At 69.7% G+C, this 25,485-nt stretch carries 24 protein-coding genes; 15 read left to right on the top strand and 9 right to left on the bottom strand.

Features of this window, described 5'->3' with window-relative positions:
- The first annotated feature begins 82 nt into the window (after nucleotides 1-82).
- Both FMP39_RS03555 and FMP39_RS03550 read left to right on the top strand, forming a co-directional pair.
- Entirely contained in the window at nucleotides 83-1,318 is a 1,236-nt protein-coding gene (locus tag FMP39_RS03555) for an MFS transporter (RefSeq protein ID WP_141588594.1), read from the top strand.
- Between the two features lie 299 nt (nucleotides 1,319-1,617).
- Nucleotides 1,618-1,926 carry a hypothetical protein gene (locus FMP39_RS03550; protein ID WP_090491145.1) on the top strand — a complete coding sequence of 103 codons (309 nt, stop codon included), beginning with the start codon at nucleotides 1,618-1,620 and terminating at the stop codon, nucleotides 1,924-1,926.
- A gap of 105 nt (nucleotides 1,927-2,031) precedes the next feature.
- On the opposite strand, the gene FMP39_RS03545 is transcribed toward FMP39_RS03550, so the two are convergent.
- The gene (locus tag FMP39_RS03545) at nucleotides 2,032-3,549 is read right to left on the bottom strand and encodes a pitrilysin family protein (protein ID WP_141588593.1); all 1,518 of its coding nucleotides are present in this window, start codon (nucleotides 3,547-3,549) and stop codon (nucleotides 2,032-2,034) included.
- Nucleotides 3,549-4,961, bottom strand: coding sequence for a pitrilysin family protein (locus FMP39_RS03540; protein ID WP_141588592.1), 1,413 nt, complete (start codon nucleotides 4,959-4,961; stop codon nucleotides 3,549-3,551). The genes FMP39_RS03545 and FMP39_RS03540 overlap by 1 nt, the downstream gene beginning before the upstream one ends.
- 146 nt (nucleotides 4,962-5,107) lie before the next feature.
- Here FMP39_RS03540 and FMP39_RS03535 point away from each other — a divergent pair, with 146 nt between their 5' ends.
- The 3 genes from FMP39_RS03535 (at nucleotide 5,108) to FMP39_RS03525 (ending at nucleotide 7,052) form a co-directional block, all read left to right on the top strand.
- The gene (locus FMP39_RS03535; RefSeq protein WP_141588591.1) at nucleotides 5,108-5,971 is read left to right on the top strand and encodes a hypothetical protein; all 864 of its coding nucleotides are present in this window, start codon (nucleotides 5,108-5,110) and stop codon (nucleotides 5,969-5,971) included.
- A 142-nt stretch (nucleotides 5,972-6,113) separates the two neighbouring features.
- Nucleotides 6,114-6,596 carry a DUF2267 domain-containing protein gene (locus tag FMP39_RS03530; RefSeq protein WP_194858220.1) on the top strand — a complete coding sequence of 161 codons (483 nt, stop codon included), beginning with the start codon at nucleotides 6,114-6,116 and terminating at the stop codon, nucleotides 6,594-6,596.
- A 21-nt stretch (nucleotides 6,597-6,617) separates the two neighbouring features.
- Nucleotides 6,618-7,052 carry a CBS domain-containing protein gene (locus FMP39_RS03525; RefSeq protein ID WP_225888396.1) on the top strand — a complete coding sequence of 145 codons (435 nt, stop codon included), beginning with the start codon at nucleotides 6,618-6,620 and terminating at the stop codon, nucleotides 7,050-7,052.
- Nucleotides 7,053-7,184: 132 nt separating this feature from the next.
- On the opposite strand, the gene FMP39_RS03520 is transcribed toward FMP39_RS03525, so the two are convergent.
- Nucleotides 7,185-9,059, bottom strand: coding sequence for a HEAT repeat domain-containing protein (locus FMP39_RS03520; protein ID WP_228557619.1), 1,875 nt, complete (start codon nucleotides 9,057-9,059; stop codon nucleotides 7,185-7,187).
- Nucleotides 9,060-9,165: 106 nt separating this feature from the next.
- Nucleotides 9,166-10,518, bottom strand: coding sequence for a chromosomal replication initiator protein DnaA (gene dnaA / locus FMP39_RS03515; RefSeq protein WP_141588588.1), 1,353 nt, complete (start codon nucleotides 10,516-10,518; stop codon nucleotides 9,166-9,168).
- Between the two features lie 653 nt (nucleotides 10,519-11,171).
- Between dnaA and rpmH the strand changes: the two genes are divergently transcribed.
- Genes rpmH through FMP39_RS03475 form a run of 8 tightly spaced genes read left to right on the top strand, consistent with a single transcriptional unit; the run spans nucleotide 11,172 to nucleotide 16,951 of the window.
- The gene (gene rpmH / locus FMP39_RS03510; protein WP_002637840.1) at nucleotides 11,172-11,324 is read left to right on the top strand and encodes a 50S ribosomal protein L34; all 153 of its coding nucleotides are present in this window, start codon (nucleotides 11,172-11,174) and stop codon (nucleotides 11,322-11,324) included.
- Nucleotides 11,325-11,336: 12 nt separating this feature from the next.
- Nucleotides 11,337-11,759 (top strand): ribonuclease P protein component, encoded by a 423-nt coding sequence (gene rnpA / locus FMP39_RS03505; RefSeq protein WP_141588587.1) that lies wholly within the window; start codon nucleotides 11,337-11,339, stop codon nucleotides 11,757-11,759.
- Entirely contained in the window at nucleotides 11,756-11,974 is a 219-nt protein-coding gene (gene yidD, locus FMP39_RS03500) for a membrane protein insertion efficiency factor YidD (RefSeq protein ID WP_011557412.1), read from the top strand. The genes rnpA and yidD overlap by 4 nt, the downstream gene beginning before the upstream one ends.
- A 49-nt stretch (nucleotides 11,975-12,023) precedes the next feature.
- Nucleotides 12,024-13,835 (top strand): membrane protein insertase YidC, encoded by a 1,812-nt coding sequence (yidC, locus tag FMP39_RS03495; protein ID WP_141588586.1) that lies wholly within the window; start codon nucleotides 12,024-12,026, stop codon nucleotides 13,833-13,835.
- Entirely contained in the window at nucleotides 13,832-14,611 is a 780-nt protein-coding gene (locus tag FMP39_RS03490) for a hypothetical protein (RefSeq protein ID WP_141588585.1), read from the top strand. Before yidC ends, FMP39_RS03490 begins: the two co-directional genes overlap by 4 nt.
- 48 nt (nucleotides 14,612-14,659) lie before the next feature.
- Nucleotides 14,660-14,887, top strand: coding sequence for a hypothetical protein (locus tag FMP39_RS03485; RefSeq protein WP_141588584.1), 228 nt, complete (start codon nucleotides 14,660-14,662; stop codon nucleotides 14,885-14,887).
- Nucleotides 14,888-14,940: 53 nt separating this feature from the next.
- The gene (gene mnmE, locus FMP39_RS03480) at nucleotides 14,941-16,269 is read left to right on the top strand and encodes a tRNA uridine-5-carboxymethylaminomethyl(34) synthesis GTPase MnmE (protein WP_141588583.1); all 1,329 of its coding nucleotides are present in this window, start codon (nucleotides 14,941-14,943) and stop codon (nucleotides 16,267-16,269) included.
- Nucleotides 16,270-16,291: 22 nt separating this feature from the next.
- The gene (locus FMP39_RS03475; RefSeq protein ID WP_011557407.1) at nucleotides 16,292-16,951 is read left to right on the top strand and encodes a Uma2 family endonuclease; all 660 of its coding nucleotides are present in this window, start codon (nucleotides 16,292-16,294) and stop codon (nucleotides 16,949-16,951) included.
- Between the two features lie 60 nt (nucleotides 16,952-17,011).
- Here the strand turns inward: FMP39_RS03475 and FMP39_RS03470 are convergent, their stop codons facing one another.
- The 4 genes from FMP39_RS03470 to FMP39_RS03455 all read right to left on the bottom strand — a co-directional run bounded on the left by FMP39_RS03470 (nucleotide 17,012) and on the right by FMP39_RS03455 (nucleotide 19,583).
- Nucleotides 17,012-17,398 (bottom strand): DoxX family protein, encoded by a 387-nt coding sequence (locus tag FMP39_RS03470; RefSeq protein WP_011557406.1) that lies wholly within the window; start codon nucleotides 17,396-17,398, stop codon nucleotides 17,012-17,014.
- Nucleotides 17,399-17,415: 17 nt separating this feature from the next.
- A complete protein-coding gene (locus FMP39_RS03465; protein ID WP_141588582.1) occupies nucleotides 17,416-17,856 on the bottom strand; it encodes an SRPBCC domain-containing protein in 441 nt (146 codons plus the stop codon).
- Complete coding sequence (locus tag FMP39_RS03460) at nucleotides 17,853-18,179, bottom strand: helix-turn-helix transcriptional regulator (protein ID WP_011557403.1); 327 nt, start codon at nucleotides 18,177-18,179, stop codon at nucleotides 17,853-17,855. The genes FMP39_RS03465 and FMP39_RS03460 overlap by 4 nt, the downstream gene beginning before the upstream one ends.
- Nucleotides 18,180-18,341: 162 nt before the next feature.
- Complete coding sequence (locus tag FMP39_RS03455; protein ID WP_141588581.1) at nucleotides 18,342-19,583, bottom strand: general secretion pathway protein GspE; 1,242 nt, start codon at nucleotides 19,581-19,583, stop codon at nucleotides 18,342-18,344.
- Between the two features lie 294 nt (nucleotides 19,584-19,877).
- Here FMP39_RS03455 and FMP39_RS03450 point away from each other — a divergent pair, with 294 nt between their 5' ends.
- The gene (locus tag FMP39_RS03450) at nucleotides 19,878-20,471 is read left to right on the top strand and encodes a cysteine dioxygenase family protein (protein WP_141588580.1); all 594 of its coding nucleotides are present in this window, start codon (nucleotides 19,878-19,880) and stop codon (nucleotides 20,469-20,471) included.
- Nucleotides 20,472-20,556: 85 nt separating this feature from the next.
- Here the strand turns inward: FMP39_RS03450 and sppA are convergent, their stop codons facing one another.
- The gene (sppA, locus tag FMP39_RS03445; protein WP_228557618.1) at nucleotides 20,557-22,347 is read right to left on the bottom strand and encodes a signal peptide peptidase SppA; all 1,791 of its coding nucleotides are present in this window, start codon (nucleotides 22,345-22,347) and stop codon (nucleotides 20,557-20,559) included.
- A 298-nt stretch (nucleotides 22,348-22,645) separates the two neighbouring features.
- Here sppA and FMP39_RS03440 point away from each other — a divergent pair, with 298 nt between their 5' ends.
- Nucleotides 22,646-25,477: a pitrilysin family protein gene (locus FMP39_RS03440; protein WP_228557617.1), complete on the top strand. Its 2,832-nt coding sequence runs from the start codon at nucleotides 22,646-22,648 to the stop codon at nucleotides 25,475-25,477.
- Nucleotides 25,478-25,485 lie beyond the last annotated feature (8 nt).

Here is a 25,485-nt window from a genome sequence, read left to right as displayed (position 1 = left end):
CCAGCTTCCGTCATAGCGGCTCAAAGCAACTGCCGGCCCCTACAGGCATGTCGCACGGCTCCGGGATACAAAGGTCCCTGCCGTGCGCACCCTTCGACTGCCACGTCTCTCCTCGCTTCGCGCCTTCGACCACCCCGGCTACTTCGCGGTCTGGGTGGGAGCCCTGGTCTCCACCATCGGCACCTGGATGGAGACGGTGGCCATGGGCGTGTACGTCACCGAGGCCACGGGCCGCGCCGAGTGGACGGGTGGCATCGTCGCCCTCACCTTCCTCCCCGCGGTGGTGCTGTCGCCGGTGGGCGGCGCGCTCGCGGACCGGTTCGACCGTCGCGCCTACGTCGCGCTGGGCACGGTGGTGCAGTTGGTGCTCGCGGGCGTGTTGACGCTGCTGGCCTTCACGCACCGGCTCAGCGTCCCCGTCGTGGCCGTCATCTCCTTCGTCCACGGCTGCGCCAGCACGCTCATCAATCCCGCCTTCGCGGCGATGCTCGCGGAGCTCGTGCCACCCCGGGACTTGCACAGCGCCATGAGCCTCAACTCGGCGCAGTTCAACCTGGGGCGCATCATTGGTCCGGCGCTGGCCGCGCTGGTGCTGAGCATGGGCGGCACGTCCTGGGCGCTGCTCATCAACACGCTGTCCTTCGTCGCGGTGTTGGTGGCGCTGTCGCAGGTGAAGACGCTGACACGGACGGCCTCGAAGGCCACGCAGGGCCTGTGGCGGCAGATTGCCCACGGCTTCTCCGTGGCGCGGGGCGATTCGGAAATCTCGCTGATGCTGTGGGGCACGCTGCTGGTCGCGGCCCTGGTGGCGCCCTTCATCGGCCTGGTTCCGGTGTTCGCCATCCGCGTCTTCGGCCAGGGCGCGGCGGCCACGTCGCTGCTCGTCACCTGCCAGGGCGCGGGCGCGGTGACGGCCGCGCTGCTGGTGGGCACGCTGGTGGACAAGCTGGGCCAGCGCAAGCTGCTGGGCCTCGTGGCGACGTCCATTGGCGGCGTGTCCACGCTGTACTGGCTGTCGCCCACGCTGCAGGTGGCCGCCGCCGTCATCTTCGTGCTCGGCGCCAACTACATGATGCTGATGAGCGGGATGCACGCGTACTGCCAGTCGCGCGTGCCCCGTGAGCTGCAGGCGCGCATGAGCAGCCTGTACAGCATGGTGCTGGGCGGCGCGTACGCGTCCGGCGTCTGGGGCCTGGGCGCGCTGGCGGACCGGCTGGGCATCCGCTTCGTCACCGTGAGCGCCAGTGTGTTGTTCATCGCGCTGGTGCTGACGTTGCGGCTGCTGCGCCCGCAGCGCTTCAACGGCGCTGGCGCGTAGAAGAGTCTTCCGGACCCGCGTCGAAGGGCCCGCGCCCGCGACGCCTCCGCGCTACAGACGTCTCTCCACGCCGAGGCGCCGGAGCAGCTCCACGCGGCGTTGCTCGGCTTCCTCGGGAAGTGACACGACGGTGGGTGGCCCACCTGTGGGCAACTTGGGGATGCCTCCGGGCGTCCCCATCTTCCTCGTGAGCCGGGCGGCCGGGCGTGCCCCCAGTCCTCCGCGGGGACCTTGGTGCGCCGCGAGCGCGCTCCGACATTCAGCTTCGGAGCGGTACCCACTTCGACGAGGAGCGCACCATGCCGAACAGGAAGTACGACCCGTACACGGGAGGCAAGGAGGCGGCCACCAAGCCCCCCTATGCGCCGGACCGCGTGGAGCGGGGACTGGAAGCCGACGACACCCTGCCGCTGTACTCCGCGGACTCCATCCGCGACACCCGCGAGCAGAAGTTCGCCCTGGACAGTGACTCCGAGGTGGGCGGTTACGTCCCCGACATCCGCAGCCCCATCGACGAGGCGGACGAGCTGGAGCGCGAGCGCCGGGGCCGCGAGCGAGCCGAGGAGCGGCAGGTCTCCGACGAGGAAGACGAGGCGCGCAACCGCTGAGCCGCAGGGGAGGCCCGGACCTTCGGACCTCGTACCCCGTGAAACACCGGGCCGTGGCTCGCGAGCAAGGTCTCGCCACCACGGCCCGGGAGGACGGCCTGCGTGCTACTTCGCCGCGCGCGGCACCGGTGCTTCATCCGGCTCGATGGGCACCAGCTTGCCCAGCCCGAGCGGCGTCACCTGCTCCTGGATGGTCGCCGGGTCACCCACGAGGACAATCTGCATCGAGGCCGGGTCCAGGTACTGCTCGGCCATGCGTTGCACGTCCGCGGCGCTGGCGTCGCGCAGGCCCTCCACGGTGCGGTTGAACTCGTCCAGCGGGCGGCGGGTGATGAAGAGCGCCGCGGCGCTGGCACCCAGGCCCTCCACGGACTCGAAGGCGCCCGGGAAGGCGCGGATGAGGCCCTCGCGCGCGGCCTCCAGCTCCTCGGCGGTGATGGGCCGGTTCTTCAGGCCCGTCAGCTCGTTCATCACTTCGCTCAAGGCCGGGCCCGTCACGTCCTGGCGCACGGAGCTGTACGCGGTGAGCGGCCCCACGCCCAGGCGCGGAGAGAGGCTGGCGCCCGCGCCGTAGCTGTAGCCCTTGTTCTCCCGCAGGTTCATGTTGAGGCGGCTGCCGAAGAAGCCACCGAACACGGTGGTGGCCAGCTCCAGCGGGTACTCGTCCGGGTTCCCCGCGGCGATGCCAGCGCGGCCCACCAGCAGCAGCGTCTGGTCCAGGCCCGGCTTGGGCACCACGTACACCTGCTGACGCGGCGGGGCCTTCGTGGCCGGCGGCGGAGGCGGCGGCGTGGCCTTGTTCTTCGACCAGCCGAAGTGCTTCTTCGCCAGGGCCACCCCTTCTTCCAGGCTGATGTCACCGGTGAGGATGACCGCCTGGGCCTTGGGGCCGGTGTGCTTCCGGTAGAAGCCCATGACATCCGCCAGGGTGAGCGCCTGCACGGACGCGGGCGTGCCGTCGGGGAGGTGTCCGTAGGGGTGGTCCAGCCCGAACACGGCCTCCAGGTAGGCCAGCTGCGCCAGCACACCGGGCTGCCCCATCGCGCGCGCCAGGTCCGCGAGCTGCTGCTTCTTGCGGCGCTCGAACGCGTCGAGGTTGAAGGCGGGTCGCAGCGCCACGTCCGACAGCAGGGCCATGGCCGCGTCCAGGTTGCGCGTCAGCACGCGCACGCCCACCTGCGCGCCGTCCGCCTGCACGTCCATGGCGGGAGTCACACCCAGGTCCGCGAAGGCGTTGTCCAGCGCCACCGTGTCCCGCTTGCCCGCGCCTTCCAGCAGCATGCGGTACGTCAGCTCGGCGAGCCCTTCCTTGCCCTTGGGGTCCTGCGCGCTGCCCGCGGCGAAGGCCACGCCCGCGAACACGAGCGGCAGCTCCCGCCGCGTGCTCACAATCACGGTGATGCCGTTGTCCAGCTTCGCGCTCTGGAAGGTGGGAAGCACCAGGTCCGGCGCCTTGCCGGGCTGGGGCGGCGTGGCGCGGAAGGACTCGGCGTCAGCCGTGGCTTCGGCCGGGGCCGCCTTCTCACCCAGCGCGGGCGAGTCCGGATTGGCCGGCGCGGGCTTCGGGTTGCTGGCGCAGGCGGCCAGCGTGGTGACGAGCAGGGCGGAGAAGAGGCGGCGCATCAGTGGCGCTCCTTCGAGTCGAGGGGCGCCTGCCGGCGTGCGGGCGGCACCGCGTGGAGGATGACGCGCGCGCCGGGGCGCAGCGTGTCCTGGGCGAACTGCTTCACGGCTTCGGGCGTCACCGACTCGTAGCGAGCCAGGTCCTGGGCCACGTAGTTGGGCTCGCCGACGAAGTGGTTGTAGCTCTGGAGGACGTCCGCCTTGCCGCCGAAGCCGCCGACGGACTGGAGGCCGGCCAGCGTGCGCGTGTCGTAGCGCGTGCGGGCGCGGGCAATCTCCTCCGGGGTGATGCCCTGCTGGCGGACCTCGTCCAGCACCGCGTCCACCTCGTGGAGCAGCGTGTCCGTGGACACGCCGGGCCGCGCCACCACGTCCACCGAGAAGACGGACTGCGCGCCCTGGCTCTGCTGGGTGGCGTTGACGCTCTGGGCCAGCTCCTTGTCCAGCACCAGCCGGCGGTAGAGGCGGCTGGCCTTGCCGGTGGACAGCGCGGTGGCCAGCACGTCCGCGGTGGCGTCCCCTTCTTCCAGGTACGCGGGCGTGAGCCACTGGATGGACAAGAGCGGCAGCCGGGCCACGCGCTCCTCCTCGCGCAGCACCACGGGCGCGGTGAGGTTCACCGGCGCGACTTCCGGCCGCTGCGGCCGGGCGTGGCTGGGCAGCGTGCCGAAGTACTTCTCCACCAGCGCCTTCGTCTTCGCCACGTCGAAGTCACCGACGATGGCCAGCGTGGCGTTGGACGGCGCGTACCACTTGCGGAAGAAGTCCTTCACGTCGTCCACGTTGGCCGCGTTCAGGTCCTTCATCGAGCCGATGACGTCCCCGTGGTACGGGTGCGGCAGCGGGAAGAGCGCGTGCCACGCCTTCTCGCGGGCGGCGCCGTATGGCGCGGTTTCAATGGATTCGCGCCGCTCGTTCTTCACCACCTCGCGCTGCGTCTCCAGCTTCTCCGGCGTGATGGCGTCGAGCAGGAAGCCCATGCGGTCGCTCTCCAGCCACAGCGCCGTCTCCAGGTGGTTGCTGGGGACGGTCTCGAAGTAGTTGGTGCGGTCGAAGCTGGTGGTGCCGTTGAGGTCGGTGGCGCCCAACTGCTCCAGCCGGGCGATGTGGACGTCGTCGGCCACGTTGCGCGAGCCCTGGAACATCATGTGCTCGAACAGGTGCGCGAAGCCGGTGCGGCCAGGTTGCTCGTGATACGCGCCGACGTGGTACCAGATGTTGACGGCCACCACCGGCAGCTTCCGGTCCACGGAGAGGATGACCTCCAGGCCGTTGGGCAGCGCGTATTTCTCATACGAGATGGCGAGCGCCTCGCGGCCGGGCTCCAGCGGCTTCGCCTCCTGGGGGGTCGGTGTCTGGGCAAGCGCCGGCGGCCCGCTGAACACGAGGGCTGCGGCGACGAGGGCCTTCATTCGGAACAAGGTGCCTCCGGGTCTCGATGCCAATGACTCACGTGACGCGCTTAGCACGCACGTCCGGTGACGTGGGTAGGGAATGGTGGCGGGAAGACGCAGCGCGCCAGGATGTTGGTTCCTGGTCAGCATGAGAGACTGAAATCATGTCCGCCGAAGTCTCATCCGGTGCCCTGCCCCGCTGCGCCCTCCATCCGGATGCGCTCGCGGGCGCCACCTGTCAGCGCTGTGGCAGCTTCGTCTGCACCGAGTGCACGACGTGGGTGATGGGCCGCATGTACTGTCCTGCCTGCGCGGTGCGTCCGGAGGTGAACTACCTGGAGGCCTTCCGGCTCAAGCTCTGGGGACGGCGGGATGCGAGCGCCTGGCTGGTGGTGGGTGTCACGGAGCTGCTCCTCTTCCTGGCGCTGGGGGCGCTGATGGCGGGGACATTCGGCCTCGCGCTGGCGTGTCTGGCCAGCGCGGGCGTGGGCCTGTCGTTCTTCCTGGGCATGCGCTGGGCCCGCCTGGGCCTGCTGGCCGTCCCGCTGCTGGCCATGCTGCTCACCGCGCCGTCGATGGGCGCGCCCGCGCTGGTGTTCTTCGTTCCGCTGATGGTCGCGGTGAACATCTTCCGCGACACGCGCAGCCGTCTCTTCTTCCGCCTGGAGGTCCCCGAGCGAGAGCTGCGCCGGCTGTGGGACCTGCGGGTCAACAACCCCCTTGCACGGCATGCGTTGTCCCTGGGCGTGGGCTCGCTGCTCCTGCTCGTGCTCACGCCGTTGCTGTCCTTCCTCGGCGTGGGGCTCGTGTTGGGCTTCCTCTTCATGGCCGTGGCCATGGCCATGGCCATGCTGACCCTCGTCCTGGGCGCGGTGGCGCTGCGGCGGGTGGACCCGGAGGCACGGCCGCCCATCGGAAGGCGCTGGGAGGCGCTGGGCGCCATGGGCCTGGCGCTGGCCTCGCTGACGTTCGGGTTCATGCTGCATGGGCATCGGCTGGTGGAGCTGCTCGGCGGCGCGGTGGACTGACGGCGGCGAGACGGTGCCGCCGGTGCATGGCTCGCTTCCCGCCCTGGCGTCCCGGCGCGCGGGGGGCGGCCGGTGCCTGGGGAACGTGGGGTGCCCACGCTCACGGAAGAGACCCAAGCCCGACACCGGGGAGGCCACCGTCATGGCGAACATACGTGAGGAGCAGGGAGAGGCAGCGGAGGGCCGGGGCGCTACGCCCAGCCTCAAGGAGCAGCGCAGCGAGTCGCATGCGGCGCAGACCTATACGGCCTTCTTGAAGGACCTCGAAGCGAACGCGGGCGTCGTTCGTGACCTGGCGGAGAAGGCCGCGCAGTCCGTGCTGTGCCTGCTGGAGCAACGCCTCATGGACACCGAGGCGAAGCACCTGGAGGCCCAGCTTCCGCGGAAGGTGAAGGACATGCTGAAGCGGTGTCCTCGGCACGAGGGCAAGGTCGCTCGGAAGTACAAGCTGGAGCAGTTCCTCGCCATGGTGGCCGAGGAGCTCGACACCACGCCCAACGAGGCTGAACGCCTGGCCCGGGCCGTGTTCGTCACGGTGCGAAATCACATCAGCGAGGGCGAGGCCGACGACGTCATGGGCCAGCTCCCCGCGGACCTGCGCTCGCTGTGGGTACCCGAGGCCTGAACCCAAGGAAGGAGCCGTGTGATGCGGAAGGTACAAGACGTGATGACGAAGGACGTCACGGTCATCAACGCGAAGGATTCATTGAAGGACGCCGCGCTGAAGATGCGCGAGCTGAGCGTGGGCCCGCTGCCCGTGTGTGATGGTGACCGGTTGATGGGCATCATCACCGACCGCGACATCGTGGTGCGTGCGGTGTCCCAGGGAAAGGACCCCAACAGCACGACGGTGGCGGAGGCGATGACGGAGCAGCTCGAATACGCCTTCGATGACGAGGACATCTCCGTGGTGGCGGAGAAGATGAAGGAGAAGAAGGTCCGCCGCATCCTCGCGCTGGACCGGGACAAGAAGCTGGTGGGGATTGTCGCGATGGGCGACCTGCTGGAGGCGCTGGCGGAGGAGGACGTCGGAGAGACCCTGGAGAGCATCTCCGAGGCCCCTCCCCCCGCTGCGCACTGAGCGTCCCCTCCGCACTGCTCCCGTGGGTGCTCGTGGGACTGATGCGGGTCGTCATGGGGCGTCGCCGCAAGGACGCGTAGCGCTTCGAAGTGGAATGGATGCCGGGCGAACTCATCCGCCCGGCCCCCCGCCCTACTCGCGGAGCAGTGACGCCGCCAGCGCGCGCACGCTCGAGGACCCATCGTTCGCGGCCACATCGCGAAGCAGGGCCGCGGCGGGAGCTTCCACGGCTTGCGACTGGCCCAGCAGCCGCACCACTTCGATGCGGACGCGCTCACTTCGCTCGGCGCGCAGCACCCGGGCCAGCGCTTCCATGTGGGCGCCGACGACCCGCTGAGAGACAGCCTTCACCGCGAGCGCACGAACCCGCGGGCTCGGGTCGTCGAGCATCACCTGGTCCAGCAGGGTATCCACCGCCGCGCCAGGGATGGCGCTCAGTGCCTCCGTCGCCGCACCCCGAACAGCCGCCTCCGGATGCACGAGCGCCGACTTCACGTAGGCCAATCCCACCGGAGCCCCTGCCCGGGCCAGGGCATCTAGACAGACCTCGGGCTCCAAAGTACCCGTGCGGCAGCGCCTCACGAGTCCCTCCACCAGCGCCTGGCTCCGGCCCGGCTCTGCCACCTCCAACGCCTTCGACAGCGCCCCCATCGACAGCGCCGCCGCGCTCCTCACCCCCGCGTCCCGCGTCCCATCCACCACGCGCTCCAGCGCATCACCGAGCAGCAGCGAAGGCCGTTCCATCCGTCCTACGGCCCGTGCCGCGTGGGCCCGGGTCTTCGGCCGGATCCGTTCCCCCTCCAACACGGACACCAGCGCCCGCTGCGCCCCTGGCGTCCCCGCGCTGGCCAGCGCCTCCAGCATCTGCTCGGAGCGCACCGCGTCCGCGGCGCCCTGATGAATCAGCGCCACGGCTCGATCCACGTCCGCCAGATTCTGTCGGAACAAGGCCGTCAGTCGCAGCCGAGCCGTAGCCAGGCCCTCGCGCTTCGCCAGCGACCGCAGCAAGTCATCCAGCTTCGCCCCCTTCACGAGCTGCCTGTCCCGCGCCTCCAGCGAAGCCCCCTCCATGCCTGCCGAATCCGTGAGCCGCTCCGACCGCAACGTCGCCCGAACGGCGTCAAACGGCCTCAGCGACGAAAGCAGGTAGTCCACGCCCACGTGGGTCAACGCGACCCGCGTCTCCTCGCGGATGCGTGGGAACCCCGTGCCGGCGCCGCCCAGCTCCACCACCTCCGAGCCCGTGGCCTCCTTCACGCACCCATTCGAGAACAGGGTGAAGTCCAGGTGCCCTTGCAGCCGGGGGAGCACCGCCGAGCCCGCGCGCAGGTAGCGCCGCTTCGTCTTCACGTAGGTGTTCGCGCTGCCACCCGCGCGGTACACGGCTTCGACGTCACCGCGCGAGTCCGGCTCCTCGGTGCGCCAGCGGGGGCCGTCCTCCGCCACGAACTGCGTCGACGCGAGCAGCAGGCGCACGAGCCGCCGCGCAGACGCGTCCTGCGCCGCATCGAAGTGCACGGCCATCACCCGGCCCCGCACGTCCTGGCCCACGTACACCGGCCGCTCGAACATGCCCCGGAGCGCCTGCAGCGCTGCGTCACCGGGCGCCAGCGTCTCACCGGAGTCCATGGCCACCCGCGTGGGCATGAGGTGGCCGGAGAACAGGTGCTGTTCACCCTCCGCGCCCAGGTAGGTGAGTTCGAACAGGCCGCTCCAGCCGGTGTGCAGGGACTCGCGCGCGCCAGCCGAAAGGTCCGTGTGGGTCCGGAGGTCCAGGTCGAACGTGTAACGAAGCCGGTGGCCCACGACGAGCACCCGCTCCCGCCCCTTCACGCCCGGAAGGATTTCCTCGGGAGCCGGTGTGGGGGCTTCATCGTCCAAGGCGTGTGAGACGGCCGGCGGTGTCTCAGGAGAAGCCGGCGTCTGTGTCTCCTGGCCCGCACGCCACAGCGCGGCTGCCGTGAGCACGGCGAGCAGCAGGACCAGGCTCTTCAGGCGCGGGCTCACGCCCCCGCATACGCGCCCGAGCGTCAATCCTGGTTGCGCGTGAGCCGGCCACGGCCCGTTTCACGCGGGCGCGTGGCGTCCGACATGAAACAAAGGCACGGCCGTTTCAGGGATTGCCGAGCTTCAATTCCAGCTCCGCCAACTCACGCTGCACGGTGGCATCCGTCACGCGGAGACCTTCCACCTTGCGCACCGCGGAGATGACGGTGGAGTGGTCCTTGCTGAAGCGCGCGGCGATTTCCGGGAAGGAGCTCTTCGTCAGCTTGCGGCTGAGGTACATGGCCACCTGGCGCGCATGGGCCAGGGCCTTGTGCCGGCGGTCTTCCTTCAGCGACTCCACCGTGACTTTGTAGAAGCGGGCCACCTCGCGCTGGATGGCCTCCACGTCCACCGCGCTGTGAGCGGGGAGGATGTCGCGCAGCACCTGGGACGCGAATTCCTCCGTCACTGGCTGGCGCGTCAGGCTGTGCACCGCGGACAGCTTCACCAGCGCGCCCTCCAGCTCGCGCACGTTCTTCTGGATGTGCTTGGCGATGAAGTGCGCCACCGAGTCCGGCAGGTCCAGACCTTCGGCCACGGCCTTCTTCTGGAGGATGGCCACCCGCGTTTCGTAGGTGGGCTCGCGGATGTCCGTCATCAGCCCCATGGCGAAGCGGCTGCGCAGCCGGTCCTCCAGGCCCGGAATCTCCGCGGGCACGGTGTCGCTGGTGAGGACGATGGCCTTGTTCATCTCGTAGAGCGTGTTGAAGGTGTAGAAGAACTCCTTCTGCGTCTCCTCACGCTTGCCGAGGAACTGGATGTCGTCGAGGAGGAGCACGTCGCACTCCTCACGGAACTTCCGGCGGAAGTCCCCCATGCGGTGCTCGCGGACGCTCTCCACGTACTCGTTGGTGAACTGCTCGCTGGAGAGGAACACCACGCGCTGGGATGGATCCCGCTCCCAGATGAGGTTGCCCACTGCCTGGAGCAGGTGCGTCTTGCCCAGGCCCGTGCCGCCGTAGATGTAGAGCGGGTTGTAGTGGTGGCCCGGCTTGTCGGCCACGGCCTGCGCCGCGGCGGCCGGGAGCTGGTTGCTGTCCGCCACCACGAAGGTGTCGAAGGTGAAGCGCGCGTTCAGCCGGCCCGGGCGCGTGGCGCTCGCCTTGACTGAGGGTGTGGGTGGGAAATGCGGGTCCGGCTCCAGGCCCTCCACGACCTCATAGGCGATGGAGGTCAGGCCCTCCCCCATCCGCGCGAGCTGGACATCCAGCATGGGGCGGTAGTGGTCATCCACCCAGTCGCGGAAGAAGCGGTCCGGAACGCCCATCACCAGGGCGCCGTCACGCACCTCCAGCGGGCGCATCCGCTCCAGCCATCTCAGCGCGTAGTCGAACTTCTCCTGGCGGATGGCATCCAGCATCCGAGCCCAGAGAATTCCAGCACTTGGGAGGGGGGTAGCGGCTTGGGCGAGGGCGTTCACGCGTGTCTCAAACGTGCAAAAGCAGGGGAACGACGGGCGTTCGGCGGTGCTAACAGACGGTTCCAGGTGGATCAAGCAACCGGCCAAAACCGCCGTGGCCACGAGGGGTTTTCCGGACGGAGCGGATCCACCAGGAACGTGCCAACCCAGGAGGGTTGTGGATCCTCCCGGCCCCCACCCCAAGCACTGGGGGATGGAGCAATCCGTCTTGACTGAGAGTCCGTCCTGCAAAGCGTCCGGCTTTTGCGTGGGGACTTAAGGCGAGGTGTGGCCATGGGCAGCAGGTGCCACGCGTTCGGCAACCAGGAGGCTCGCGTCAGGGGGCCCACCACCACCAGATTCACCCGCGACAGAGTGAACTCGCTTGCCCGGCCAGGAAAAAGCGCTCGGAAACCAGACGCATTCGCTGTCCGCGATTAAAGTGCCCCCGCCGTGCGTTGGGCGGGGAGCATCCTGCTTCCTGTATCACCCAGACCTTCACTGTCCCACCTGGCTCCGGGCTTTCCACCGGGCCAATGGGGTTTCCAGAGTGGGCGAAGGTGATCCAACGTTGACTTACCCTGGAAATGGGGGTACGGACCCGCCCCTTTCCCTAGTTCAGGTCGCGCCGGAGCGGTAGGAGGCGCCGCCGTCATCACCAAGGAGTAAGAGCCGTGTCCAAGCGCACGTACCAGCCGTCGAAGGTCCGCCGCAATCGCGCCCACGGGTTCCGCAAGCGGAACGCCACGAAGGGCGGCCGGGATGTCCTCAAGCGCCGTCGTGCGAAGGGTCGCAAGCGGCTCGTCGTGTCCGCTCCCAAGAAGTAAGCGAGTTCGCGTGTGAGGGCCGAGGGTGCGACGCCGGGCCAGTCCCGCCCGGCAGACCAGCGCTTCCCCAAGGCCCTGCGCCTGCTTCAACGGCGCGAGTTCCTCGAGGTCCAGGAAGGCGGGCACAAAGTCCCTTCGGACTGCCTCCTGGCCCTCGTGAAGCGCAATGGCCGACCGTACTCACGTGTTGGCCTGACCGTGTCGAGCAAGGTGGGCAACGCCGTCGTCCGAGCGCGCTTGAGGCGCGTCTTGCGGGAGCTTTTTCGGAAGCGCCGCATGCAATGGCCGTCAGGCCTGGACGTCGTCCTGGTGGCACGCTCCTCCGCGAAGGATGCTTCCTTTCCGGCGTTGTCGCGTGCCTTTGACGGTGTCACCCGTAAGCTGCAGCGACTGCCCCGCGCCGCGGAGACGAAGCCGAAGGAGCCGCCCAGATGAGCCCCCTGGCCTTCGTCATCTCGCTGCCCATCCGCTTCTACCGGAAGTTCCTCGGACCGCTGCTCCCCAAGGTGTGCCGGTTCCATCCCTCCTGCTCCACGTACGCCATGGAGGCGCTGGAGAAGCACGGCGGCCTCAAGGGGTCGTGGCTCACTCTCTGGCGGCTCGTGCGCTGCCAGCCCTTCCACCCCGGCGGTATCGACCCGGTGCCGTGACGAGGGGTTCCACCCATTGCCGCCCTCTCCCTCGTGGAGGGGGGAGTCTATGAACGATCCGCTCTCGCCCCAGTCGAACGATTCGCAGAAGCGACTGCTGGCGGCCCTGGCCCTCTCGTTCGCGGCCACTGCCGTCTACACCTTCTTCTTCGCGCCCACTCCGCCTCCGCCCGGCTCGGAAATCCCCGACGCGGGCGTGGTGGCCACGGCACCCGCCGATGCCGGCACCCCCCCGGCCGTCCAGCCTCCCGAAGGCGGTACCGGGACGGGCGCCACCGCGGAGGCCCCGCCGCCTCCGGCGCGCAAGGTGGAGCTGCAGCGCGACGAGGCCACCTACGCCTTCTCCTCCGAGGGCGCCGGCCTCACTGCCGCCGTGCTCAAGGGCGCGAAGATGCGGGAGCAGCAGGAGCTCACCGTCTCCCAGGGCTTCCAGAAGCTGTTCGGCAAGGAGATTCCCCCCGCGCCGCAGATGGACCTGGCGCGCCCCACCCCGGGCCAGCCGCTGCCCCTGGCCGTGTCCATCACCGGCGCCAACCCGCTGCCCGCGGACCTGAACTACGCCCTGGATGAAGGCGCCCCCGGCAACGCGGACGGCGTCACCTTCACGGGCCGCCGCGGCCCGTGGGAGGTCGTGAAGACGGTCAAGTGGCCCATGGACGGGTTCGAGCTGAGCTACACGCTCCAGGTGCGCAACACCTCCGGCCAGCCGCAGAGCGGCGAGCTGCAGGTGCACCACAACCGCGCCATCGACCCCAACTTCGAGCACGCGCCGTCCTTCTTCGGCGGCGTGGGCAACCTGAGCCGCTCCGCCTGCTGGGTGGGTGACGAGCTCCAGAAGATGAGCCCGGGCGACGACCACCCGGACGCCGAGGAGACCCGCGGCCAGATTCAGTTCTTCGGCATCGACCAGCAGTACTTCCTGTCCGCGCTCTACCCGCTGGAGGGGCCGCGCGCCGGCTCGTGCTCCTTCGAGGCCACGCCCACCCTGCGCAAGGTGACGGCGTCCTTCCCGATTACGGCCGCGCCGGGCGAGACGGTGACGCTGCGCTTCGGCGGCTACTTCGGCCCCAAGGATACGGACATCCTGGCCCAGGTGCCCGGCGCCTCGCTGCGCGCGTCCACCGGCCTGACGGACGCGACGTTCCACCCGCCGCTGGCGGAGACGGTGGACTTCGGCATCTGGGCCGTCATCTGCAAGGTCCTGCTGTGGGTCATGAAGTTCTTCTACGGCGTCACCGGCAACTGGGGCGTGGCCATCATCCTGCTCACGGTGGTGGTGAAGCTCGTCCTGCTGCCCCTCACCTACCGCTCCATGGTCAGCATGGAAGAGGTGAAGAAGCTCCAGCCGCGCATGGAGGAGATCCGCAAGAAGCACGCGGACAACCGCGAGCAGCAGAACCTCGAAATCATGAAGCTGTACCAGGAGGCCAAGGTGAACCCGCTGGGCGGGTGTCTCCCCCTCCTCATCCAGATGCCGGTGTGGATTGCCCTGTTCACCGCGCTGCGCAACAGCTTCGACATCTACGGCGAGCCCTTCATCGGGCCCATCTGGCGTGACCTGACCTACAAGGACCCCACGTACCTGTTGCCGCTGGCGCTGGGCGTGTCCATGGTCATCACCCAGAAGATGCAGCCGCAGATGATGGATGCGACCCAGGCGAAGATCATGACCTGGTTCCTGCCCATCATCTTCACGCTGACGCTGCTTCAGTACCCGGCCGGCCTGTCGCTCTACATCTTCACGAACAACATCCTCTCCATCGCGCAGCAGTACGGCCTGCGGAAGTGGCTGGACCGGAACAAGCCCCAGACGGGCGGTGGGACGCCGGCGGTGGCCGGTGCGGGAGGCAGACGCAAGTGAGCGAGCAGGTTCCCCAGCAGACGCCGTCCACCCCGGCCTCCGGCGATTCGGCCGGAGAGTTCCGGGGCCGTGTGGAGAAGCTCCTCGGGGACATCCTCGGGCTGATGGGCTTCCCGGCGCGGCTGGACATGAAGGACGCCGCCGATGGCAGCCTGTCGGTGGCGCTCCACTTCGAGCCCGCACCGCCTCCCGGCGTGGAGGTGGGACGGCGCAGCCAGGTGGTGGACTCGCTCCAGTTCCTGTTGAACAAGATGCTGCATCGCCCTGGCGCCGACCGGCGCTGGGTGATGCTGGGTGCGGGTGTGCACCCGGAGCCCCGGCAGCGCCGTGAGCCCCAGGCCGCGGCGGCTCAAGCCGCGGCTCCGGCCGCCCCTGCCCCCGCCGCGCCCCGTGCCGCGGCGGCCCAGGCGCCAGCGCCTGCTCCGGCGAAGGGAGGCCAGCGGGGTGCGCAGGCGCCCGCCGCCAAGGCCGCTCCCGCCAGCAAGGGCGAGGGGGATGAGCGCTCGGTGACGGTGGAAGAGGATGCCGCGCTGAAGGCGGCCGTCAGACAGCTCGCGGAGAAGTCGGGCAGCCTGGGCCGCTTCTACGCGATTGCCGCCATGAAGCTTGAAGACCGCGCGCGCGTCCTCACGTCAGTAGAAGGAGTGGGTGGCGTGAAGGTGTCGGCGGAGGGCGAGGGCCGAAACCGCCGCGTGGTGTTCACTCCGGACAAGCCCGCCCCGCTTCCCAAGCGGAGCATGCTGCCGGACGACGACGAGGACGACTTCGACGCGTGAGCCGCTGGGCGCGCCGCGCGCGCCGGGGCTCCCGAAGCGAGACGAGGGATGGGCAAGGCGAAAGCTCTCAAGGACAAGCTGTACGGCGCGGCGGTGCTCAAGATGAGCTTCCGCCTTCGCGGGGATGAGGAGTCCCCCGCGTTCCGCTTCGTCTACCCGGGCGTCCTACGGGACCTGGAGCTCGAGGACGAGGCCGTGGAGCGGTACATCGAGGAGAACCGCGAGGCCGTGGAGAAGGCCGCTCGCGGCTCCACGCCTCCCATTGGGGCCCGCTGAAGCAGCGGGGCCCGCGCTGTTCGTTCAGGCTGGATGCGCTCCAGCGGCCGCGTATGACGTCTTCTTCCATGACCATCGCGGCCCTGGCGACCGCACCTGCCGCGGGCGCCGTGGGCATCCTCCGGCTGTCGGGCCCCGAGGCCCTGGATGTGGGCCGGCTGCTGGCCCCGGGTGTGCCCGCGCAGCCCACGCCGCGCCATGCGTACCTCGCGTCCTTCGTGGATGCGGAGGGCCGCTCGCTCGATGAGGGCCTCTTCCTCTACTTCCGCGGGCCTCAGTCCTTCACGGGCGAGGACGTGGTGGAGCTTCAGGCCCACGGCAGTCCGCGGCTGCTGCGGCTGCTCCTGACGCGGGCGCTGGAGGACGCGCGCGTGCGCCACGCCGCGCCCGGTGAGTTCACCCGCCGGGCCTTCCTCAACGGGCGGTTGGACCTGACGCGCGCGGAGGCGGTGGCGGACCTGGTGGCAGCGGACTCGGAGGCCGCGGTGCGTGCCGCGGCGGCGGGGCTCTCCGGTGTGCTCGCCTCGCGCGTGCAGGCGCTGGAGCAGCCGCTGCGCGCGCTGCATGCGGACATGGAGGGCGTGCTCAGCTTCCCTGACGAGGCGGAAGGCGCGGACGAGGACGTGGGCGGGCGTGTCACCGCGCTGCGTGCCCAGGCGGAGGCGCTGCTGGCCGAGGCGGGCCGGGGCCGGCTGGTGCGCAGAGGGGCTCGCGTGGCGCTGTTCGGTCCCGTCAACGCGGGCAAGTCCACGCTGTTCAACCGGCTGGTGGGCGAGGCCCGCGCGCTGGTGGATGACGAGCCTGGCACCACGCGGGATGCCTTGGAGGCCCGGGTCGAGTGGGACGGGCTGGCGGTGACGCTCTTCGACACCGCGGGGCTTCGGGAGACGCCGGGACGTGTCGAGGCGCTGGGCATCGCGCGAACGCGGGAGTTGCTCGCGGGCGTGGACCTGGCGGTGCTCGTGCTTCCGCCGGGTGTCACACAGGCGGACGTGGAGGCGTGGACGCGTGACGTGGGGAGCGCGCCCGTGCTGGTGGTGGACGGGAAGTGTGATGTGGCCGAGGTATCCAGCTCGCCGCGCCAGCGTGTGAGTGGCCTCACGGGTGAAGGTGTGGACGCGCTTCGCGACGACATGCTCGGGCGGCTGTGGGGCGGTGGCACGCCCTCGGCGGTGGCCCTGGTTTCCGAGCGTCACGCCGATGCCTTGCGTCGCGCGTCCGAGGCGCTGGGCCGCGCGGAGAGTGCCTCGCGCGTGTCCACCCTGGAAGTCGTCTCCGGTGAAGTGGGGCTCGCGCTGGAGGCGCTCGGCGAAGTGTCCGGTACCGTCGTTTCGGAGGCCCTGCTGGACGCAATCTTCCAGCGCTTCTGCATCGGGAAATGACGCCTTCCGTCGAGCGGAGGACGTGTCAGACGGCTCCATAGAATGCCCGCCTCAACCGGTGATTCTCGGAGGCGCTGTGATTGAAGGCATCATCCCCCTGGCGAACCATTCGATGCTCTCGGCCCTGCCCTCGGGCTGGGTGGGGGAGATTCTGGACGAGGAGCTGGTCGCCTCGCCTCGTCCCACGGCCGCGCAGACGCGCGCGGCCTTCATGTTGGGCGTGGAGCTGGGTGAGCAGCTCGACAAGCGCCGTGGCGGCAGTGGCCGCTGGTGCTTCCTGCGCGCGCCCGAGCTGCACCTCGGTCACGACATGCTCGTGCCGGACATGGCCGGCTGGCGCCGCGAGCGCGTGGACGTCCCCTTCGAGCCTGACGTCCCCTTCCTCACGCTGGTGCCGGACTGGGTCTGCGAGGTGCTGACGCCCTCCACCGCCGCGTTGGACCGCGCGCGCAAGCTGCCGCTCTACGCGCGCGCGGGCGTGTCACACGTGTGGCTGGTGGACCCCGCCGCGCGCACGCTGGAGGTGTACCAGCGCGTCAAGCGGGGCTGGCTCCTGACGGGGAGCTACGAGGATGACGCGCTGGTGCGGGCCGACCCCTTCCCGTCCTCGACGCTGGAGCTGGGCTCGCTGTGGCTGCCCGAGGGCGCCGAGAAGCCCTCGCTGCTGGTGGCTGTTCCGTGATGCGCGCCGGCGCCCGCGCTGAACTCACGGGCGATGTCGCGGGCATCGTCCGTCATCGCGTCACGCGGCGGCTGCCACCACCGGCTTGAGGACGTAGCGGCCGTACGTCACGAAGGCGAGCAGCACACCCATCACGAGCGACCAGAGCATCGGGTTCTCGGGCGTCAGCTTCGTCGAATGACGCGCGTACAGCACGGCGAGCGCGAACGTCTCGAATGTGAGCACCGCGGCCGCGTGCGCGGTGAGGCTGGGCATCCACTTGAACGCCGCCGGGATGATGAGCAGCACGCCACCGGCCATTTCAAGGAAGCCGAGTGCCCGCCATGCTCCGAGGGGAACCTCGCTGAACTGGCTCGCGAGCTGCTGGAAAGAGAATGCCTTGTACGACCCGCCTGCGAGAAACAGCAGCGCGAGGACGGCCTGAAGAATCCAGAAGACGATGTTCATGGGTGGGGGCTCGGTGTTCAGGCCTTGAGGGCCGGGTTGTCGGATGCCTTCTCGAGTGCCTTGGCGAGCTTTCCGTGCATCAGCTTCCAGCCGTACTCGGCGCCGTGGAACGCCTGGTCCTCCTTGAAGCCGGAGTGCTCGAAGAGGACGCGCGTCCCATCGCCATCGGCTTCGAGCCGGTAGCGGACGCGGGTATCCAGCCAGCCTTCGCCAACGACCCAGGTGAACTCGAGCTCGGACGGAGGCGCGCACTGGAGCACCTCGCAGTGCACGACGAGTCCATCGAATCGGGCCCGAGGGTCCGGAGGCACGCGGAAGGTGAAGCGATGCCCGACGCGCGGCTCGAAGTCGTTCGGGTACATCCAGTCAGCGAGCGCCTCGCTGGTCGCGAGCGCGCGCCACACGACGGCGGGCGACTGGGTGAACTTCAGCTCCCGTCGGATTGTCTTTGTCGTCATTGCTGCTTGTCGCCTTTCTCAAGGTGCCGCCGCAGGCGGGCGAAGTTGTCGTCCCAGAACCGCTCGTAGTGAGCGATCCAGTCGCGTACCGGCTCCAGTCGCTCCGGCACGAGGCGGTACCGCCGTTCCCTGCCGTGCCGTTGCTCGGTGACGAGGCCCGCATCGAGCAGCACGCGCAGGTGCTGTGACACCGCCGGGCGGCTCATCTCGAAGTTCTCGGCGATGGAGTTCACCGGGCGGTCGCCATCGACCAGCAGGTCGAGCATGCGGCGCCGCGCCGGATGGCTGATCGCTCCGAACACCCCTGGCTCGGTGTGCATCATCGTGTACCGATAATGCGTAAGAAGATGCTTACGTGTCAAGCGGCGGAATGTCGTGGCCCGGCTCTTCACCGCGCAGGTGTGCCGTCTCGATGAGCGAGTAGCGGAGCGCCGCGACCTCGGCGCCTCGCTTCGACCTGCTGCTGTCGTGGTTCTTCCGGACCTTCAGCTGGCGCGCTTGAGGTCCGCGTCACCAGCGGGGCGCGCCAGCCGGCGCACCGCGCGCAGGAGGAGATCCGGATCCACCGGAGCGGCGAGGAAGCCGCGGGCCCCCACCGCCTGGGCGCGAGGCAGGTCCTGTTCCGGCATCTTGCCGGCGACCAGGACCTGCGCGTGGACCTGACGCGGCAGCGCCTCCATCGCTGGCAGCGGCGCAACCACGACCTGGGCCGCGTTCGCCGCGAGCAGCTCCTTCGTGCTTGCGACCTGAGCCCGCAGGCCCGCCTCGGACATCACGCGCACCAGCCCGGTGGTGGCCTCCTCACCCCAGCCGTACACCAGGACCTGAGCCATGGGCACCGGCTGCGCGGCCGTGAGCACGGGCAACGCCGAGGAGACGTGGTCCCGCGTTCCGGCCGTGCGCTGCATGGCGCGCGCGGAGAACGGCGCCTTCGGGGACCCAGGCCGCGAGACATGCGCCAGGTGCAAGCCCTCCGTCGTGGCAGGCGTCGTGGCCTGTTCGGAGCGCCCTGCCTCCGGGGGCAGCGGCTGCGCGCCAGCGGCCAGCGGCTCGGGCATGGCGCGGATGGCCTGCACCAGCCGCCTCATCTCCGCGGGCACCGCCTGCGCCTGGACGACCACCTCCTCCAGCGAGCTCAGCAGCGGCAGCCCATCCTCCCCGCCAGGCGCCTCCATGTTCGTCAGCTCCGCCATGCTGCCGCCGAGCACCATGGGCATGCTCTCGTCCGCCTCCGGCAGCGAGAAGCTCTCCATGCCGGGACGCCGGGGCACCGCCTCACCGGTTTCACCCCGGTAGAGCTGTCCAATGGCCCGGCGGATGGACGCATCCGACGCCAGCTTCGCCACCACGCGGGGCTTGCCGGACACGCTCTTCACCGCGTCCAGGGACGCCAGACTGGCGGGGGCGGCGATGGCCACCACCAACACCGAGTCCCGGCCCCCCTGCCCTTCCAGCTTCAGCGGCACCACCCGGTGGGTCTCCGCCACGCGCTCCGGAATCAGCCAGGTCAGGCTCGCGTCCGGCGGCTGGATGTCCAGGTCCACCGTCTGCATCCCCGCCTGGAAGGCCAGGGCCTCCAACACCTGCTGCGCGGTGCTGAAGCGCTGGTCCACCACCACCTGCCCCAAAGGCACGCCCCACTTGCGCTGGTACGCCAGCGCCGAGTGGAGCTGCAACGCGTCCACCACACCCCGCTCCAGCAGGATGTCACCCAGTCGCTTCTTCATCTCGTCCCCCCTCACGCCTTCCTCCCTGGCCGCCAGCCCCCTGGGGCAGCCCGAGTCCGGGAAGGTCACAATGTCTTCTACGCGTCCATTCGCCGGGGAGCTTCCCGGCGGGCGACAGACGCTTCCGTCGCCGCGCCACGTGCAAGGCGGGGACCGGGCTCCGGTCCCCGCGCCGAGGCGGGCGTCTGGTACTCGATGGTCGGCCTGCCCTCAAGTGCGTTGTGACGCATTGAGCTATCCTCCGCCCGACAAGCCGGAGAGCACCCTGTCGGAGCGTTGCCTAGCTTCACTTCCATGAACGCCATGCGTCTGGGCGAATGGGTGGAGCTCCTTCGGGAGAAGGCGTGCGGGATGCCGGGCCTGGAGGGCGTGGGAGACGGCCTGGCGGGCCTGGTGCTGGAGCCGGCCAGCCTCCAGCCCTACCTGCACTTCCGGCGAGGGCGCTACACGCGCAACCTCATCTACCGGGATGCCAGGTTGGAGGTGCTGTTGAACTGCTGGGACGCGGGCACCTTCTCCCCCATCCACGACCATGACGGGCAGGAGTGCTGGTTCAGCGTCCAGTCCGGGGCCTTCGTGCTGGAGAACTACACCCTGGAAGCCGGGGGCCTGGGACCGGGGCCGGCCCGGCTGGGGCCTCCCGTCATGGTGGGGCCCGTGGGCTCGGGCTTCGTCGACTTCCGCTGCCCGGAGGCCCCCATCCACCGCGTCACCGCGGCGAGAGGCCCCGCCGTCTCACTGCACGTCTACGCGGGGCCGGTGGACCGGTGCCTCGTCTTCGACACGCGGCGGCAGCGCTGTGTCTCCAGGGAGCTGCGCTACCACTCCGTGTTCGGCCGCCCGCTGGCCCGGTTGCCGGAAGCGCCGGCATCCTCGGTCCCACTCTGAGCCGCCCAGGGGCCTGACGCTGTGAGCCGCGCGGCGTGGCACCGAAGCGTCCCGGTGCCACGCGAGCGCGTCCTGGAAGGACGCGCTACCAGCTCGCTTCGGGCATGGGGGCGTAGAGCTCGCCGCGCGTGCCCTCGAAGAGGCCCATGCGCGCGCCCACGGCGTACACCTGGCGCACGCCGGCCACCAGGGTGTTCCACGGGGACAGGACGCTGATGGAGGTGGCGTCGTCCTCGCTGTTGTCACCCGTCTGGCCCAGCAGCTCGGAGAGGAGCGCGGACGCGGGCTTCTTGCGCGGGTACACCTCCACGTTGACGCGGGCGTCGGCCGGCAGCTTCGCGGCCTCCTTCGCCAGCTCGAGCGCCTTCGGGTAGCCGCCCAGCGCGTCCACCAGCCCGTGCGCCAGGGCGTCCTCGCCCGTCCACACGCGGCCCTTGGCCAGCGATTGCAGCTTCTCCAGCGGGAGCTTCCGGCTGGCCGCCGCGCGCGTCGTGAAGTCCGCGTAGATGCGGTCCAGCGACGCGTCCAGGCGGGCCTGCTGCTCCGGCGTGTAGTCCGCGTCCGAGCCGAACATCTCCGCGTTCTTCCCCGCGGCCACGCTGTCGAAGTTCACCCCCAGCTTCTCCCAGAAGCCCGCCGTGACGAACTTGCCCGCGTACACGCCGATGCTGCCGGTGAGCGTGCCCGGATGCGCGACGATGCGGTCCGCCTCCATGGCGACGAAGTAGCCACCGCTGGCGGCGTAGCTGCCCATGGTGACGATGACGGGCTTGCCCGCCTCCTTCGCGCGCTGCACCTCGCGGCGGACGGTGTCACTGGCCACGTAGCTGCCGCCCGGGCTGTCCACGCGGAAGACAATGGCCTTCACGCGCGAGTCCTCGGTGGCCTTGCGCAGCGCCGCGGCGACGCTCTCCGCGCCCATGGACTGTCCGCCCGATAGCGGGTTGGACTGGTTCTTCCCGCGCATCACCTCGCCCACGCCGTACACCAGGGCAATGGTGTTGCCGGACACGTTCGGCCTGCCAGCGCGCTCCAGGTACTTCTTCACATAGAGAAAGCGCGCGCCCTCGCCGGCCTGCTCCTCCAGTTCGCCGAGCACCTCGTCCCGGTAGCGCAGGCCCGTCACCAGCTTCGCCTCCATCGCCTCCTGGGCCATCAGCGGCGCCTTGTCGATGAGGCCGCGCACGACGTCCTCCGTCAGCCCGCGGTCCTCGGCGATGCCGCGCACAATCTGGCCGAAGAGGCTGTTCGTGAAGCCCTCGGTGGCCTCGCGGTGCGGCGCGGTGAAGTCCTGCTCCGTGTAGGAGTTGATGGCGTTCTTGTACTCGTAGCGGGCGAAGTAGCGCGGCGTCACGCCCAGCCTGGTGAAGGCCTCGCGCGCGAAGGGCAGCTCGAAGGCGAGCCCGTTGATGTTCACGTCGCCCGACGGCTGGATGTAGATTTCGTCGAAGGCGGACGCCAGGTAGTAGCCCAGCGTGCTGTTGCCCAGCTCGCCGAAGGTGTCGGAGTACGCCACCGCCTTCTTGCCCTTGGCGCGGAAGGCCTTCACCGCGTCGCGCAGCTCCTGCGTGGCGGCCGGCGTCCCCGGATGGCCGATGCGCACCAGCAGGGACTTCACGCGCGCGTCGTCTCCGGCCTTCTCCAGCGCCTCCACCACGTCACGCACCGTGGTGGGTTCCTCGCCAAAGGCCCCCACCAGCGAGTCCCCTCCCCCGTGCTCCGACAGCGGGTCTTCCAGGTCCAGCTCGAGCACGAGGTTGGAGGGCACGCCGGGCTTGCTCGCGGACGCGAGCAGCATCAGGCCCACGAGGCCCACCACGAAGAGGACAGACAGCGCGCCCACGAAGGCCAGCGCGCCGATGAAGAATCGTTTCATCCGAAGGGACTCCTGATGCCCGGGAGAGACAGGGTACGGCCCTGGCAAGGGGTGCTTACTACTAACGCGCGCGGGCGACGATGCTTGCGCGTCCCCGTGCTTTCCCTGCGTGACGGTATGCCCGCGGCCGGGCCGGGGATGGCCACCACAGGCCCTCGCCGAGCGGCGGAGGAGGCACGGCGGGCCGTGGCTGTCACGCCGGCGACGCCGGGTTGCTCGGAGTGCCACCGTTCGGGATGGGCTGGGGGACATCTCGGGTTAGAAGCCGGTGCACTCCCAGACGACCCGCGAGGACCGCATGAAGCGTCGTACCCCGCTCTCCCTGGTGGCGGCCCTGATGATGGTGGCCGGCACTCCAGTGTGGGCCCAGACTCCCGCCGCCGCCAACAAGGCCCCCGCCACCCAATCCGTTGTCACGAAGAGCAAGGCGAAGGGCCGTGCGCTCGCCCCCGTGACGAGCGTGGAAGGCATCTCCGAGTACCGCCTGCCCAACGGGCTGAAGGTGCTCCTCTTCCCCGACCCCACCAAGCCCACGGTGACGGTCAACGTGACGTACTTCGTGGGCAGCAAGCACGAAGGCTACGGCGAGACGGGCATGGCCCATCTGCTGGAGCACCTGATGTTCAAGGGCACGCCCACCACGCGCAACGTGCCCCAGGCGCTCACCGAGCGCGGCGCCCGGCCCAACGGCACCACCTGGCTGGACCGCACCAACTACTACGAGACGCTGCCGGCCTCCGACGCCAACCTCCGCTGGGCCCTGTCCTTCGAAGCCGACCGCATGGTCAACAGCTTCATCGCGAAGAAGGACCTGGACAGCGAGATGACCGTCGTCCGCAACGAGTTCGAATCCGGTGAGAACGACCCGCGCGGCATCCTCTTCGAGCGCGTGATGAGCGCCGCGTACATCTGGCACAGCTACGGCAAGTCCACCATCGGCGCGCGCTCCGACTTGGAGAACGTCCCCATCGACCGGCTCCAGGCCTTCTACCGGAAGTACTACCGGCCGGATAACGCCATGCTGGTGGTGGCGGGCCGCTTCGACGAGGCCAAGGCCCTGTCGATGATTCAGGACACCTTCGGCAAGCTGAAGAAGCCCAGCCTGCCCCTGCCCGCCACGTACACCGCGGAGCCCACGCAGGACGGCGAGCGCGAGGTGCAACTGCGCCGCGTGGGCGACACCGCGCTGCTCACCAGCCTGTACCACGTGCCCGAAGGCGCGCACCCCGACTTCGCGGCCATCGACGTGCTGACGCTGGTCATGGGCAACAACCCCTCCGGGCGCCTCTACAAGTCGATGGTGGAGACGAAGAAGGCCTCGCGCGTGAGCGCGTCGAACCTCCAGCTTCGCGACCCGGGCATCATCGTCTTCAGCGCGGAGATGCGTGACGACCAACCGGTGGCCGCGGCCCGCGAGGCGCTGCTGAAGACGGTGGAGGACGCGTCCCGCACGCCGTTCACCGAGGAAGAGGTCAACCGGGCCAAGGCCACGTTGTCCAAGTACATCGACCTCACCATCAACAACTCCGAGCGCGTCGCCATCAACCTGTCGGAGTGGGAGGCCACCGGTGACTGGCGCCTGCTCTTCCTGCACCGCGACCGCATCGAGGCCGTGACGCCCGAGGACGTGACGCGCGTGGCGGCTGCCTACCTCAAGTCCTCCAACCGGACGCTGGGCACCTTCATCCCGACGCCGAAGCCGGACCGCGCGGAGCTGCCGGCGCCAGTGGACGTGGCGAAGATGATGGAGGGCTTCAAGGGCCGTGACGCCGTGGCGCAGGGCGAGGCCTTCGACCCGTCGCCGGCCAACATCGAGTCGCGCGTGCAGCGCGGTGAGCTGCCGGGCGGCGTGAAGTACGCGGTGCTGCCGAAGAAGACGCGCGGCAACATGGTGAACGTGTCCCTCACCCTGCGCTGGGGCACGGAAGAGGCGCTGCGCGGCAAGTCGGATGCGGCGCAGTACGCCGGACGCATGCTGATGCGCGGCACGAAGAAGCGCACGCGGCAGCAGCTCCAGGACGCGTTCGACAAGCTGAAGGCGCGCGTGGGCGTGGATGGCAGCAGCACCGGCGCCTCCGCCTCCATCGAGTGCCCGCGGGAGAGCCTGCCGGAAGTCCTCAAGCTGGTGGCCGAGGTGCTGCGCGAGCCCGCCTTCGACGAGAAGGAGTTCGCCATCCTGAAGCAGGAGCGGCTGGCGTCGCTGGAGTCCGAGCGCAGTGAGCCGCAGACGCTGGGCAACATCGCCTTCTGGCGTTCGCTGTCGGGCCACTACCCGAAGGGCCACCCCTACTACGTGGCCACGCTGGACGAGCGCATCGCCGGGGTGAAGGACACCACGCTGGAGCAGGCGCGTGCCTTCCACAAGGCCTTCTACGGCGCGTCGAATGGCGAGCTGGCCGTGGTGGGTGACTTCGAGCCCAAGGACATCGTGGCGCTCGCCGGCACCCTGCTGGGCGACTGGAAGAGCCCCGCGCCGTACCAGCGCGTGCAGCAGGTGCTCGGCGGCGGTGCGTCCGCGTCCGTCGCGCTGGAGACGCCGGACAAGGCCAACGCGTACTACATGGCGGGCCAGTCGTTGAAGCTCCGCAAGGACGACAAGGATTGGCCGGCGCTGGTGCTGGGCAACTTCGTGCTGGGCGGCGGTTTCCTCAACTCGCGGCTGGCCACGCGCATCCGTCAGCAGGACGGCCTCTCCTACGGCGTGGCCAGCAGCCTGGACGCGAGCGACGTCGACGAGGTGGGCACCTTCTTCACGTATGCCATCTACGCCCCGGAGAACGCGGCCCGGCTGGAGACGGCCATGCGTGAAGAGGTGACTCGCGCGGTGCAGAAGGGCTACTCGGCGGAGGAGCTGCAGAAGGCGCGCGCGGGCATCCTGGAGTACCGGCAGTCGGCGCGGGCGCAGGACGGCAGCCTCGCGCGGCAGCTCGCCAGCTACCTGTTCCTGGGCCGCACGCTGGCCTTCGATGCGGCGCTGGAGCAGAAGCTGACCCAGCTCAAGCCGGAGGACGTGCGCAAGGCCATGGAGCGCCACCTGGACTGGACGAAGGTGACGCAGGTGCGCGCGGGTGACTTCGCCACCGCGCAGAAGAAGGCCGCGCCCGCCGCGAAGGTCCCGGCCGCGCCGTGACGCCGTAG

This window comes from Myxococcus sp. AB056 (genome assembly GCF_006547365.1).
In the GTDB taxonomy this organism is placed as follows: Bacteria; Myxococcota; Myxococcia; order Myxococcales; family Myxococcaceae; genus Myxococcus; species Myxococcus virescens.
The sequence above is the reverse complement of the archived record's forward strand: the minus strand, read 5'-3'. Positions and strand labels throughout refer to the sequence as shown.